The organism is Bradyrhizobium sp. ISRA464 (assembly GCF_029910095.1).
Classification (GTDB): Bacteria; Pseudomonadota; Alphaproteobacteria; order Rhizobiales; family Xanthobacteraceae; genus Bradyrhizobium.
Map to the genome: position 1 here is coordinate 2,980,418 of NZ_CP094526.1, position 13,330 is coordinate 2,993,747.

At 62.7% G+C, this 13,330-nt stretch carries 11 protein-coding genes and 2 pseudogenes; 9 read left to right on the top strand and 4 right to left on the bottom strand.

Going from position 1 to position 13,330, the window contains the following annotated elements; all coding sequences use genetic code 11:
• Positions 1–118: 118 nt before the first annotated feature.
• Both MTX19_RS13670 and MTX19_RS13675 read left to right on the top strand, forming a co-directional pair.
• Positions 119–580, top strand: a complete 462-nt coding sequence (locus MTX19_RS13670) for a GNAT family N-acetyltransferase (RefSeq protein ID WP_280984043.1) — start codon at positions 119–121, stop codon at positions 578–580.
• Between the two features lie 681 nt (positions 581–1,261).
• Positions 1,262–1,543 carry a tRNA 5-methylaminomethyl-2-thiouridine synthase gene (locus MTX19_RS13675; protein WP_280984044.1) on the top strand — a complete coding sequence of 94 codons (282 nt, stop codon included), beginning with the start codon at positions 1,262–1,264 and terminating at the stop codon, positions 1,541–1,543.
• Between the two features lie 248 nt (positions 1,544–1,791).
• On the opposite strand, the gene MTX19_RS13680 is transcribed toward MTX19_RS13675, so the two are convergent.
• The 4 genes from MTX19_RS13680 to MTX19_RS13695 all read right to left on the bottom strand — a co-directional run bounded on the left by MTX19_RS13680 (position 1,792) and on the right by MTX19_RS13695 (position 5,207).
• Complete coding sequence (locus MTX19_RS13680; RefSeq protein ID WP_280984782.1) at positions 1,792–2,172, bottom strand: hypothetical protein; 381 nt, start codon at positions 2,170–2,172, stop codon at positions 1,792–1,794.
• Positions 2,173–2,225: 53 nt separating this feature from the next.
• Complete coding sequence (locus MTX19_RS13685) at positions 2,226–2,447, bottom strand: hypothetical protein (RefSeq protein ID WP_280984045.1); 222 nt, start codon at positions 2,445–2,447, stop codon at positions 2,226–2,228.
• Positions 2,448–3,532: 1,085 nt separating this feature from the next.
• Entirely contained in the window at positions 3,533–3,982 is a 450-nt protein-coding gene (locus MTX19_RS13690; protein ID WP_280984046.1) for a hypothetical protein, read from the bottom strand.
• Positions 3,906–5,207: a Rieske (2Fe-2S) protein gene (locus tag MTX19_RS13695; protein WP_348638384.1), complete on the bottom strand. Its 1,302-nt coding sequence runs from the start codon at positions 5,205–5,207 to the stop codon at positions 3,906–3,908. The genes MTX19_RS13690 and MTX19_RS13695 overlap by 77 nt, the downstream gene beginning before the upstream one ends.
• Positions 5,208–6,092: 885 nt before the next feature.
• Here MTX19_RS13695 and MTX19_RS13700 point away from each other — a divergent pair.
• The 7 genes and pseudogenes from MTX19_RS13700 (at position 6,093) to MTX19_RS13730 (ending at position 13,162) form a co-directional block, all read left to right on the top strand.
• A complete protein-coding gene (locus MTX19_RS13700; protein ID WP_280986026.1) occupies positions 6,093–7,163 on the top strand; it encodes a class I SAM-dependent methyltransferase in 1,071 nt (356 codons plus the stop codon).
• A gap of 490 nt (positions 7,164–7,653) precedes the next feature.
• Positions 7,654–7,957 (top strand): annotated as a pseudogene (locus tag MTX19_RS13705) (GlsB/YeaQ/YmgE family stress response membrane protein).
• A gap of 48 nt (positions 7,958–8,005) precedes the next feature.
• Positions 8,006–8,284 (top strand): hypothetical protein, encoded by a 279-nt coding sequence (locus MTX19_RS13710; RefSeq protein ID WP_280984050.1) that lies wholly within the window; start codon positions 8,006–8,008, stop codon positions 8,282–8,284.
• A gap of 478 nt (positions 8,285–8,762) precedes the next feature.
• Positions 8,763–9,932, top strand: coding sequence for a saccharopine dehydrogenase NADP-binding domain-containing protein (locus MTX19_RS13715; protein ID WP_280984051.1), 1,170 nt, complete (start codon positions 8,763–8,765; stop codon positions 9,930–9,932).
• Positions 9,933–10,245: 313 nt separating this feature from the next.
• Positions 10,246–10,524 (top strand): hypothetical protein, encoded by a 279-nt coding sequence (locus MTX19_RS13720; RefSeq protein ID WP_280984052.1) that lies wholly within the window; start codon positions 10,246–10,248, stop codon positions 10,522–10,524.
• A 914-nt stretch (positions 10,525–11,438) separates the two neighbouring features.
• The gene (locus tag MTX19_RS13725) at positions 11,439–11,870 is read left to right on the top strand and encodes a cupin domain-containing protein (protein WP_280984053.1); all 432 of its coding nucleotides are present in this window, start codon (positions 11,439–11,441) and stop codon (positions 11,868–11,870) included.
• Between the two features lie 177 nt (positions 11,871–12,047).
• Positions 12,048–13,162: pseudogene (locus tag MTX19_RS13730) on the top strand (IS110 family transposase).
• Positions 13,163–13,330 lie beyond the last annotated feature (168 nt).

Below are 13,330 nucleotides of genomic sequence, written 5' to 3' on the forward strand. Positions count from 1 at the left end.
GTGCGCCGGATGCGCGCTAGGGGACGAGGCAAAGGCGCTGCAAGCGGCCGCTGCCCGACGATGCGCTCAAGATCGTGATACGCTGGGCGGACAAGGAAGATCGGGCGGCGGCGCAGGGATGACTAACGTTCAGACCTTCATTGTGGAGCCCGGCACGCCTGAGTTGGCAATCTGCGCGCGCTGGCGCGCAAATGCCTTTTCAGTGCTACAAGCCTCCTTCGAGCAGGAATTGCGGTCGCTGGAGCTATTTGCTTCCGATCACACACACGGTGTAGCGCTAATCGCTAAGGCCGATGGCGAGGCGGTCGGAACGTGTCTTCTGGTCGAGTCGGAGATCGAGCCTAACCATGATGTGTCGCCATGGCTTGCAGGCCTGTTTGTGGTCCCCGAGCATCGGCGAAAGGGTGCAGGCGCTGTATTGGTTCGAGCGATCGAGGACCAAGCACGACAGCGAGGGTTTTTGCGGCTATACCTCTACACCACAGAGGCTGTCGGGTTCTATGCGAAGCTCGGTTGGTCAGTCCTTGATCGCACCAACTGGAAGGGCTTAGACACAGCTCTAATGGTCTGCGATCTGTAAATGTCGCGAGGGGAGCCGCTGCAATGGGCTTTGCCGATTGGCGCGGATCGGCGTGATGTGTGCGATGTCGAGATGAAAAGCCGGTGCCGACGCGGCGTAAGAAACCCGCGAAGAAATATCACATCGCAAGATGAAGGTGTGGAACTTCGACGAGCAGTATTTTGATTGCTAAGGAACATTGCTGCCGCGAAGGAATTTTCGCGGCAGATGGATGACCTTCTCAGACGAGCTGACGCGGCGATATGCGACAGCCGCGGGATCAGAAGCGAGGTTCGCCATAGCCTCGCCGGGGCTCGGATCGCGGTGGCGCAGGTCCAGCAGATAGTGCAATGGGCGCGCGCAGAGAATGAACGCGCGAACGCGCTCGTCGGGTAAGTGGTACACCAGAACTCAAGACTCGGGCGGCTCCGGATAGACAATCACCATAAGCCGGTTGCTGGTTAAATGACAAAACCCTGATCATCGCGCCAAAAATCCGCACCATGGTGGACTAAAGGAATTTGGTGCGTATCTGCGAGCAACAAGCCGCCCTCTGCGCCGATCCGAGCGCGCGCGAAGAGCTGAAAGCGATGGCACTGGAATATCGCGTCTCGGCTGAATGGCAGGAACGGCAACAAACGGCAGAGGCGAGAGGAAGGCGGTTCGCCGAAGCCACCACAGCGGAGAAGAAGAGGTGGCGTCATGACACATAGCCAGCCGTTAGGGGTTGCGTCCCGTTCTTCAGCGTTGCTGAACATGCCCCGCTATTTTTTCCACATCGAAGGCGAGAAGCCCCACCACGATGAGGTGGGCAAGGCGCTTGCCGACGATGGGGCGGCTTGGGCGCAGGCGGTCAGGATGCTGAGGCGCACCGAAAACGGAATGCAGCCGGGCGACAACTGGACCTTGCGAGTGTTCAAGGGCGAGAAGCCGGTCTATGTAATCGCCGTTGTCTCACAGAGATACGGAGAACCGCCGCGCTGAGGGTGGGGACAGGTAGACATTGGCCGGTACACAGCAGATCGACCGAGGCCACCAAGCAGAACACGGTGACGCCGACGACGATCGCTGACCAGACTGCTCCCAGCGCAGGCACCGGGACATTGACGATGATCAATAGAGCGACCCATGCCGCGATTGCGTCATCCGAGCAGCCGTCCGGTTTCCCGCCCGCGCGGATGCAAGCGCATCTCGAATAGGGCACAGCGTCGCCAATCGAACCGCTTCGTGCATCAGCGCAGAGGCCGGCTTCGCCGGAACGAGTACCCGTTCGGAGCGAATCTTCTGGCCACCGCGAGCGCGCGGCTCTCGCAGCTTTCCAGCGCGATCTTCTGGGAGAGCATGACGTCTCCGATCGGCAGCCCGCCCAGCGGCAGGAAACACAGCCCGACTTCGGGGCGGCCTTTTTCGTCTATCTCGCAGACGTTCGTCGCTGCGCCGGCATAGATCCTGTACTGCTTGCCGGTGTCGCCGCCGACGACCTCGAAATAGCCCTTTTCCGCGAACTGCGCCCGTTGCGCCGACGACAGCCAGTGGCGCAAGAGCCCCAGCGACCGGCCTTCCGGAGTGCTCTCGGCGCCGTGGCTGACGAAGAGGGCCCTTATCGCTCTCATGCGCGAGCGTTCAGCCGGCCAAGACGGCGTAAGGCGCAACATGGCGTGGCCGACTAACCGCCGACCAGCCTTGGAAAAAACACTGTTTCTTCCGCATTCGGGTCGAACGCTCGGATCTGCGAGACCTGACCCGAACCGGTCCGGACCGCGGCGGTGAAGCCGGCGTTCGTCAGCTCGTTGAAGCGGTTCTCCGCCCTCGCCAGTTGCAGTGCGTCGTTCGGGTCGAAAGGGTGGCGGCTGTCGCCGGTGTGGTCCATCACGATCTGGATTGCCATGATCGTCCTCCTCGGATTGCTGATGGCCAAGGACTTAGAATCCAGTATCCGGCCGAAGTGGCGGAGTTTCAAGAGAAGAAGATTCCGTCGCGAACGCCGAACTTGATCGACCCCAAAAGAGGGCCCGCGGGCAGAAGGAAATGCTGCTGCCGAGCGACGGCAAGATGCGAACCAAGCGGCCGCCGAAGAAGACGGCGGCCGAGCCGCAGCACGTACAATCTTATTAACCTAGCTCATGAATGACAGGGGCCATGTTGACGGCGGTCTCTAATCTTTTGGGGGTCGACAGGCGAAAAGTCCTGCGGGAAGTAGCCTCGTGGTGGCAGGATCGCTATCGTGGTCTGGCATGTCCTGACCTCAATGACCGCCTCCTTTGGCCAACGGAGCGCGAGCATTCGGTAACGAGCCGGCATCGCATGGCCGGCGAATGCGCCCGGCAGGCGCTTCACCGCGAGATCGGACGATGAAACAGGCTATCGATACTTCGCCTTCGCGTCGCCAAGTGTTGCGACTGGCAGCCATGGTTACGGCATCTGCCGTGGTTGCGAAGGCCCCGAACGCCGCGGAGCCTCTAAAGGAAGAGGCAAACAACTCCTCTGTTCCCTCCGACGGCGTCTCGACCTTCGAGAGGGTTTGGCTGACCCTACGTGAGCGCTTTTACGATCCGCGTCACAATGGACTAGACTGGCTGGCGGTTCGGGAGAGATATCTCCCAGACGTTAAGCGGGCAACCTCCCAAAACTCTCTGGCGCGCGTCATCAATACCATGCTGTCTGAGTTGCACGCTTCACACACGCGCTTCTATACGCCGGATGAGCCGGAATACTATCAACTGGCAGATATCTTTTCCGCCGCGCTGCGACGCCGGGGACTGCAGGGTGCGTTTCCGGACGGCCGCAATTCGTACCCTGGCATAGGTATCATTTCGTGTCTCGAGGCGTCTGGCCGTAGCACGATCACCGCCGTCGTAGACGGAACGCCGGCTCAGCAGGCGGGCCTCCGTGCTGGAGATGAGATAGTCGCGGCTGACGGGCGCCTTACTCATTGGCAAAGCGGAGGTCTTGATGCGCCCTCAGCGCGTGAGGTCAGGACAACCCAGCCTCTTGATGCAGCTCGCCACCGCGCATCAGGCGGCGGGCGATGTCGGCGGTCTGCAGGGCCGCGCGTTCGGTCGGTGAATGGGCCGCCACATAGCGGGCAACCGCGATCAGGATGTGCCGGCCCGCGTCCGTGTCACCCCACGCGCCGAATTGCCGGACTCCCGCCTCCAGCATCTGATACGCATGGAAGCCGGCATCTTCGCGCAGCACTGCATGGGCGAGCGTGGCGATCAGCGGCTGCGGCGCATGGCCGAGCGTGAGATGCCGGGCCACCAGGCTGGCGGCGAGATCGACCTGTCTCTGCCGGTCGAAGGCGTCGAGCAAGGCGGCGCCGATCGTCTCGGGATCCGCGGGCAGATCATCGAGCTGCTCGGCGCCGTCGCCCGGGATGCGCGCCGGTGGCACATTGAGATAGCGAGCAAGGTAGAGCGCCATCGCGCCGTGCAAGACGCCGCGGACAGCCGTGACGTGCGTGTCGATGCTGGCAATGCCCATCCGCGTCAGCGTTGGCGTAGGTGAAGATGTGATGCGCCGTCTCCCAGTCGGCGTGCTCGTTGGCATTGCCGAAGCGCGCCAGCCTGAGCGCCGCCGCGTAGGCGAGGGATTGGCCGAGGTCCGCAGGAGCGGCACCGGCGCGGATCGCCTCCTTGAGCGCGTCAGCGATCCTGACCGGATTGTCACCGAGCAGCTCTCGAGCAAGTGCAGCGTGGCCCGACCAGTCGCACGCGCCGCGTCCGGCAGTGAACAGGTCCGCGACTTCGCTGGTTGATTCCTCACATAATGCAACAAGGTCAACGGGCTGGCGCCAGGCCGTCGATTCCTCGGCGCCACGGGCCGCGACCATCTGACCGACGACAGTCGGCAGCAGAGCCGCCGCGTGTTGCCAGCCGACCAGATCGAGGCACTCGAACGCCTTGTTGATGAAGTCGAGCGAGTGCCCGGAGTCGGCGAACGCCCGCTCGGTCGCGGCGGCGAACAGGGCATCAGCGAGTTCAGCCGGGGAGAAGCCGGCCGCAATCGCCGTGAGCAGGGTGCGCTCGGCCGCCTCGCGATGCCGCACGTTTGTCCAACGCCGCAGCCAGCGTTTGAGCGCGGCCGGCTCCGGCCGGCTGCCCAGCGGCGCGCGTTCCCGCCGCGGCGCCGCGCCGTCGCAGTCCGCCGCCACGCGGCGTGCGCCGTGGAAGAGAGCGAGATAGGCTTCCTCCTCCGGCAGCACAGGTAGGAGATTGGCGAGTGCCGTCAGAATCGTAAGACCCACGCCCCAGCCGTCGCGATTTTGCGCCCCGAACAGCGCCACCTGCCGGACGATTTCGGCCTGCGGTACGCCGGCCGTGAGCTGACCATGCACGGCCTTGGCAATGGCGAGGCCGAGGTCGTGGGCGAGGCCGTTCGCAAGCCGCTGATGCCAGTGCGCGGCGGGATCGGCCTGCGTGAACGTGGTCTTCACCCAGACGTGACCATTGCGCACCTCGACCGGGCAGATCGGCACGTCGTCCGCCCATAGGTCGAAGGTACAGCCGCTTTCGAGATCGAAGCGAGCGTGGTGCCAGTGACAGGTCAAGATGCCGTCCTCGACGCTGCCGCGCTCAAGGGGGAAGCCCATGTGCGGGCACCGATTGTCGAGGGCGAAGACGCGCCCGCGGTCGTAGATGACGAGGATCGGACGATGGCACCAGCCGCCCCTTGATCTTTAGCTCCTCAAGGCTGCCCGCCAGCACGAATTCCTTGCTGGGCAATTCCATGAGCATCCCTCCCATTGTTGCTTTGGGGGCACCGCAGGTACTCCGCAACATAGGCATCCTCTTGCGCAAAGGCGAGAGGATGCCGTGGCTTGGGGCTACGCGAAAGGAACCGCACTGGATCATCAAGCGGTACGGAACTGAGAACTCGATCGCGTTCGGAAGTTTCGACCAACCGTGTCGATGACAAGCAGCAAACGCAGAGACAAGTACTGCGTGGCTGGTCAAATCGCGTGACCATCCATCGTCGCACCGCCAGCGAGTTGCCGAAATCGCCTGTCGATTCAACCAGCGCTAGGCCGTGTACTCGTCAATTGATCATGTCCGCAAAGCTACCCAGAAGCGATAAGACCTGCGACTGTCCAGGTGCGGACGGTCTCATATATGAGCCCGCAGTCATGTGCGGCGGTTCAATGGCACGCGAGCCGCTCATACCACTGTCATCTCGCGTCTGAGATCGGGAGCGAAGATGGCCTTCGGGATCAAGGCGTGAACGCCGCGCACGATGTCCACCACCTGCGTCACGCGGAAGCTCACCGCGTGCTGCACAGGGCGTAGGCGTCGAGCTCGCTGATCTTCGCCCGCGTCGCCACAAACTTGATCGCATTACGCGCAGCAAGCGTCATCGCCGCGTTCAGGTCCTTGTCGAGCCCGATGTGTGTCCGTCTCCGCCACGGGCCAGGCCTGGTTCTTCTGCTTGTGGAGCATGATCTGGATGCGCAGCTCTTTAAGCCGCGTCTCCAGCGCGGTGAGCGAAATCTCGCCGTCCCCTTGCACCGAACCGTTTCCCTGGTCGAGGGAACCATGTGTACGCGACCATCAGGCTGGGAACGACGCATAGGTCCGGCGCCGGATTTCTGCGCCTGCGCAAGGCTGGTGGACCACGGTTCGACAGCAGCCAGCACACCCAAAAAGCTGCTCGCTTGCAGGAACTTCCGGCGCCAGCGGACACGGGCCGTGTAGCCGCGTCCGAGGAGCCTCTCGGACAGAAATCGGCCTCCGGCAACCAATGGGCCGCCGACGCCGATTTTGTCATGTTCATATCCAGGGAGCAGTCAGCCGAACGTGATCCGCGGTTACTGGTCGCATCCAATGCGACACCCCAGATGTCCGGTATGGGCCGCTTCGCCACGACCGCTCCGCTGTACGAGCAATTCCGTCCGCCATATTTCCCCGAGTTCTTTCGTACCGTGGCGCAGAAGCAAATGCTCGGAAGGCAGCATGCGCTCATCGATCTGGGCACCGGTCCCGGGCTGATCGCGCTCGGATTCGCACCGTACGTGGGACGAGTCGTCGGCGTCGATCCGGAGCCTGCAATGCTTGAGGCAGCAAAAAGGGCCGGTTCCCGCGCCGGACTAGACGTTGAGCTCATAGAGAGCGCGGCCGAGCAGCTTCCCCGGGACGTCGGCCCGTTCGACGTCGTCACGATCGGTCGGGCGCTCCACTGGATGGATCGCAACCTGGTCGGCTCGCTGCTGGAGCGGCTGGTCGCGCCAGGCGGCACGATCCTCATCTGCTCGGCGCGCTCGGCAGACGATGGCCGCAACGGCTGGCTCGACGCATACAACGAGGCGCGGCGTTACTGGTCGGGCGCCACCGACCTCACACGTCATCGTCAGGATCTCTCGGCCGTTCTTGCCGGCACACGATTTCGCATCGAGGAGCCGATCGCGGTCGAAAGCAGTCACGAATTGAGCGCCAGGGACTTGGCCTACCGCACACTCACTTTTTCGACTTCGTCACCTGCGGCACTCGGGGACAAAGTCGACGCGATGCTTCGCGACATCGAGCAGCGCCTGCTGCCGTTTGGCCGCGACGGGTTGCTGCGCGAGGTCGTGATCGCGAAGACGGATGTTGCCCGCTCACCTCCGCTGTAACGCGCACGAATTTGCCGACCCCTCACGCAGCGCGTCGCGTTCTCAGTCGCAGCGGCGCTCCCTGCGCGTGATCATGCGGCCGTCGTCCCGTTCACCGTGGTAGGCCGATGGTGACACCACCTGGGCCGACGCCAACTGTGGTGTCGGCGTCATACCGCCGGCGATGGTCCTATCGTAGTCGCAGCAGTAGTCGCGGTCCCGGCCGAGCTGAACATCGACGCCCTAGGCCACCTTGACGCCCTCGGCCTTCGTCGGAGTGCTGAGTGGGGCAGTCATAAGTATCGCGGCGGCTGCGGCCACAGAAAGAGCGATCTTCACCATTTGCGAGTCCTCCCTCAGGCTTGATTTGGAGATGCAACTGGCGCGAACCCCGAACCTCATCAAACTAAGGCCAAGCGTCGGATGTATGTCGCCGCAGGAACTCTGGCGGCTGTTCGCAGTTATTTGCGCACATCATATCGGCCGACCCTTTCGACCGAAGGAGGCCAAGATGTTCATTTCAGGTGAAGGTCTCCTCGTCATCTTGCTGGCTGGCCTCATTGCAGGCTGGTTAGCGGGAAAGATTGTTGCGGGCGGGAGCTTTGGTCTGATCGGTGACGTCGCCGTCGGAATTGTCGGCGCTCTTCTCGGCACTTGGCTGTTGCCCCGCTTGGGGATCCATCGGCAGTGGCCTCGTCAGCACCATCATTGCCGCCACTATCGGCGCCGTCGTGCTCTTGCTCATTATCAGGCTGGTTAGCGGGGGATTTCCACGACGACGATGGGGCTTTCCGTGGCGAGGCTGGCGACTATGAGGCGATCCGAGTAACTCAGGAAGGGCGCGCGCCAATATTGCGGGAGACTTGTCAACCCATGCCACGATTGCGCGCTTCAATTCTGCCGATAATCATCCTGGCGCAACTCGCCACACCGGCTGCATTGGCTCAAACTCAGACGCAGCAAGAATCGAAGCCGGGATCAACGGTAACGACGAAAATGGAAGATGTCTCGAAGTGGAGCCGACGGCAGTGGAACGCGGCAAAGGCGGAATGGTCACAACAGAAAGCGAAATGGTCCGATTGTCAAAAGCGGGCGGACCAGAAAAAGCTTTCGGGTCGGAAAAGCTGGACCTTTCTTTATAATTGCATGACAAAGTGATTTTGCGGACGCGAGGCGCTCTGACGGCCTGATTTCGCGCCATGCTTTCTGCCGTTGGCAGCCGGCGCTTGGCGAGACGCCGGAAATCATGAAAGTAGTGACAGTTGCGCAAATTCATGCGCTCGCACTCCCTCGAAGAGTCGTGGAGACCTCACGCCCCCTCAAATGGCACTTGCTGCGGTGCTGATCGTCCCCGTGTCCTCTCCGGGCTCCACGACAGCACAAAATGGCCTGGCATCCCCAACTCTTAGGCGCTGCTCGCCCGCGCCGACGAGGTGATCGAATGAGCGCGCCAGGCAAGCTGGCGCGATCCGGCCGGCGGAAGACCGGTCCGAGTAAGGGGTAGCGCCCGCTTGGTAGCGAATGTTGCGTGGCTCCTGGCGACAGTGGCCGCGAAGCGTACAGTGCGATTGCACACGGATCCGAAGATAGCGCCCCCGGGTCTCGAGGAGGACCAACGTCGTGAAGCAGGACTTCGACCTCATCGTCTATGGCGCGACGGGTTACACCGGCCGTCTCATCGCCGAATATCTGGCGACGTCCTATCGCGGCGACGATGCTCCGTCCTGGGCGATCGCGGGACGCTCGACCGATAAGCTCCGGAAGGTGCAAGTTGACATCGGCGCACCAGACGATTTGCCTTTGGTTAAGGCGGATGCCGCCGAGCCGACCAGCCTGCGTTCGATGTGCGAGCGCGCGACCGTGATCATCACGACGGTCGGGCCTTATCAGCTCCACGGTCCCGAGCTGGTGGCGGCCTGCGCGGCCACGGGCACGGCCTATGTTGATCTGTGCGGCGAACCGGCGTGGATGCGGCGGATGATCGACGCCCATCACGAAGAGGCGAAACGGACCGGCGCGCGCATCGTCTTCTCCTGCGGCTTCGATTCCATCCCGTTCGATCTCGGTGTGCTCACGTTGCAGGAGAAGGCGCGTGAGAAATTCGGACGCCCGGCACGCCGGGTCAGGGCCCGCCTGCGCAAGGTGAAAGGCGGCATGTCTGGCGGCACCGCGGCGAGCGCCCAGGCGACGTTGGCCGCCGCCGCGCGCGACCCGGCCCTGATCCGGCTGCTGACCGATCCCTTCGCGTTGACGCCGGGGTTCACCGGGCCGTCTCAGCCGTCGGGCCTCCTCCCCGAATACGACCCGAGCATGAACGCGTGGCTCGTGCCGTTCCCAATGGCGCCGATCAACACCAAGAACGTGCACCGCACGAATTTCCTGTTGGGTCATCCCTATGGCACGGACTTCGTTTACGACGAGATGATGGTGGCGCCGGGATTTGGGGAAATCGCTCGCGTGACGACGGAGACGTTCGCCACGATGGTGTCCTTGTTCGGGACTGGCGGTCTCAAACCTGGCGCAGGCCCGACTCGGGAAGAGCGCGAGAAGGGCTTCTACGACATTCTCTTCCTGGGCGAGCTGCCGGATGGCCGACGGGTCGAGGCGGTAGTCACGGGCGACCGCGATCCGGGCTACGGCTCGACCAGCAAGATGATCGCCGAGAGCGCTCTCTGCCTCGTGCGCGACGTGCAGGGCGAAGGCGGCACCTGGACGCCGGGCGCGCTGATGGGTCCCGCGTTGCGCAAGCGTCTGAAGGAGCGCGCCGGCCTCACCTTCAGCGCGCATTGAGGTAACGCTCAGAACTGCAGCGGCGTGCTGGATTACGTGAATCGTAACTCGATTTTCGCTCGGCCATACATTTGTCGTTTGAGGGCCGTACTTGACCTCCTCCGGAAACACGATGCCGGTGATTGAGAGGGGGCCAAGCGCCGCCTCGTTGACTTTGCGCACGCTGGCCGGCTGCATCACCGCCTGGCGGGTAAGTTCTGCTTCGGCAAGCCTGAGCAACTCGCGCGCATCGGTGGTCGCGGGCGGAGTTAACTTGACCCATCGGCCGGTGAGCACCTGAGCGTCTTGTGGTTCCGTCGGAAAGCCGAACCTCTTGCCGATTGCCGCGCCGCTGCTGGTCTTCAGTTGCCGCAGCACGCCTTCGAACGCGGCGTCGTTCGTGCGGCTGGAGCGAGCCGAGCAGACCACCTCCAGCAGGCCATGCGGCGCGGGCGGCAGCGGCGCATGGCCGTCGAAAAGAATGACCGAGTCCTCTTCGGAAGCTCCTGCGAAATACGGCATCAACGGGTCGGCGGCCTGCTCCTCGAGCGTGGCGGCATTCATCCCAGCGGCCCTCTTTTCTCGCCGCGAGGACACGCAGGAGATGGTTTAGCCGCTCCTGGACAAAGTCGGCGACGAGCTGGTTGGAGTCCTATTGACCCGATTCCTGCGTGAGCAGGCACAGCTCACGACTGAGGGGGTTTTGATGGCGCTCGAAGCTCTCGTTCGGTGCAGCCACCGCCGGGCGAAAGAAGGGATGCAGCGGGGAATACCCGATCCCAACAGCATCGGAGCGGACTGCCCGTCTACCGGCCAGTCCGCTTCGAGGATCAGGACCCCGTTTCCCTTGTGAACAGTTCGAGGCGCAATCCCGAGCCGCGCGAAGGCCGCCAGCTCGGCATCAAAGATCTCCGGCCAGATCGTCCACCAATCCTGGTCGTCGCCGGGCTTGTTGTGTTTGGCCAAACTTAACCCACGGGCCGGTGTCCAGGCGGCGTGCTAGGTCGCGGCGGACCTTTGCCAGGCGTCTCACTCGGCGGACCGGGCGGCACGTCCGGGTGCTCCGGATGTTCTGGATGGGGCGGTTTAGCCATCGTGAATTCCCTTCTCTGTTTGCTGTCACCTCGGCGCCGTGGCGCCGAGGTGGAGAACCTACTTTGGGGGACCAACTTTGCCCGCAGCTGCACCAGCTTGAACTTTCCGATCTCGGCGGACTGACGCTCGCTTAGAAAATTTTTCTGTTCGCAGATTTGTTTGAGCAAAATGGACGCGAAACGGCCCTGGATGGACGACTTGGGCTGAATTTCACATCAAGTGACTTTCTCGCAAGATTGAGATAGCGTCCATTTTCCCGTTACACATCGGGCCTGCTCCCGCGAGGAGCAAGAGACGAAGCCGTCCACTTAGGCGGCCAAAATTTTCCAACCTTTGGCTCCAGATATTTCGGAGTCCGCATCTACTCAGCAGTTTGCCGGGGCTCCGCGCCGGCGGGTATTGCATTGAGAGGCGTATTTTAGGAGGTCATTCATGCTAACACGCAGAGATTTCGCCGGTATCGCATCTTGCGCGATTTGCGGACTTGCTGGATTCATGGCGAGCGATGCTTCCGCGCAGGGCACTCAATCAGCATCGTCGTCGGGTGGGGTTACGCGCAAGATCTTGTCGCAGATTGACGGCCCGGTCCCGGGCTACACGACCATAGTAATGGACGTTACCATAGAGCCGGGTGTGGCGGTCGCACGCCACACGCATCCGGGGGTCGAGTCGAGTTACGTCATGGAAGGAGATGGCAGGGAACTTCTGGTCGAGGGGCAGCCGATGCGCATAATCAAAGCTGGCGACGCATTCCAGATTCCGCCCGAGACACCGCACGCCGGCGGCAAACCCTCGGAGACCAAAACCAGGCTGTTGATCAATTACATCGTGGAGAAAGGCAAACCGCTCGTGAAGCCGGTCTGATGGGCTGATAGGGCGCGACGAGGATCGATGCGCATGGCTTGGCCTCGCCAGCCCTGCAAGGGTCTAGACCCTATGTTCGCCCTCTGAGGTGACGGGCGGCCCGCCCCGCGGCAAGCTCCTATCGAGGGTTGCGCCGGATGGTCCGGTGCCGAGCCTCAAGCATGGGGAGCGGGCCTGATGAACGATAGCATTTTCGTGGGGCTAGATGTGCACAAGGCGACGATTTCGGTTGCGGTAGCCGAAGCGATGCGCGGCGGGGAAGTTCGGAACTTGGGGATTATCCCTAATCGCGCCGATCAAATCGCCAAACTGGCGGAGAAGCTTGGCAAGGGTCACCGGCGGGTAAATTTTTGCTACGAAGCCGGTCCCTGCGGATATGGCCTGCATCGACAGCTGACGGGACTGGGGCACAGCTGCATCGTAGTGGCGCCCTCGCTGATCCCGATGAAGGCCGGGGATCGGGTAAAAACCGACCGGCGCGACGCGGCGATGCTGGCCAAGCTGCATCGGAGCGGCGAGCTGACAGCGGTGTGGGTTCCGGATGCGGCGCATGAGGCCATGCGCGACTTGGTGAGAGCCCGCGCCACGGCGATGCGTGTGCTCGGCAAGGCGCGGCAACATCTCCAAGGCTTCCTGCTGCGACATGGGCGCATCTATGCCGGCAAGAAGGGCTGGACCCTGGCTTACCGTCGCTGGCTCACCACGGTGCGCTTCGATCACCCGGCGAGCCAAATCGTTCTGCAGGACTACATTCATGCCGTGACCGACGCTGAGGCCCGTGTGGACCGCTTGACCAATCAGATCGAAGAGCTGGCGCCACAATGGTCGATGACGCCATTCGTAGAGGCCGTGCAGGCCATGCGCGGCGTCGCCTTCATCGTTGCCGTGGCTGTGGTTGCTGAGGTCGGCGACTTCTCCCGCTTCGACAATCCACCGCCAACTGATGGCCTATCTCGGCCTCGTGCCGTCGGAGCATTCGAGCGGCGCCACCATCCGACGTGGCAGCATCACCAAGGCCGGCAACGCTCTGGCCAGGCGGGCTCTGATCGAGGGGGAATGGACCTATCGCATGCAAGCCCGCGTCAGTCGCAAGCTCCATGACCGTAACGAGCGCTTTGCCTCAAACTATCCGCGATATCGCCTGGAAGGCCCAGGTTAGGCTCTGCGCACGCTATCGCCGTCTGTCGGCCGCCGGCAAACCCAAGGTGATCGTCACCACCGCCATTGCGCGCGAGATGGTCGGCTTCCTGTGGGCGATCGCTCGTCAAGTACAAGTCGGGCCGGCCGCCTGAAAGAAGGCTGCGCCACCATATCAATATCGGTGCCCAGGGCAGGAGGCAGGGCGCGGTGGGGAATCCTCGTGGCCTGTTATGAGCTGGCATTGCCGACGCTCGCCCCCTAGACCGAGGCAGCCCCAAGACGAAACCACGGTCATGCGGTAGCCAACCCGCGCATGAGAG

Excerpts from the sequence above, each read along its gene's own strand:
- MTX19_RS13670 (WP_280984043.1), top strand. The coding sequence starts at position 119 with ATGACTAACGTTCAGACCTTCATTGTGGAGCCCGGCACGCCTGAGTTG.
- MTX19_RS13675 (WP_280984044.1), top strand. The coding sequence starts at position 1,262 with ATGACACATAGCCAGCCGTTAGGGGTTGCGTCCCGTTCTTCAGCGTTG.
- MTX19_RS13680 (WP_280984782.1), bottom strand. The coding sequence starts at position 2,172 with ATGAGAGCGATAAGGGCCCTCTTCGTCAGCCACGGCGCCGAGAGCACT.
- MTX19_RS13685 (WP_280984045.1), bottom strand. The coding sequence starts at position 2,447 with ATGGCAATCCAGATCGTGATGGACCACACCGGCGACAGCCGCCACCCT.
- MTX19_RS13690 (WP_280984046.1), bottom strand. The coding sequence starts at position 3,982 with ATGGCGCTCTACCTTGCTCGCTATCTCAATGTGCCACCGGCGCGCATC.
- MTX19_RS13725 (WP_280984053.1), top strand. The coding sequence starts at position 11,439 with ATGCTAACACGCAGAGATTTCGCCGGTATCGCATCTTGCGCGATTTGC.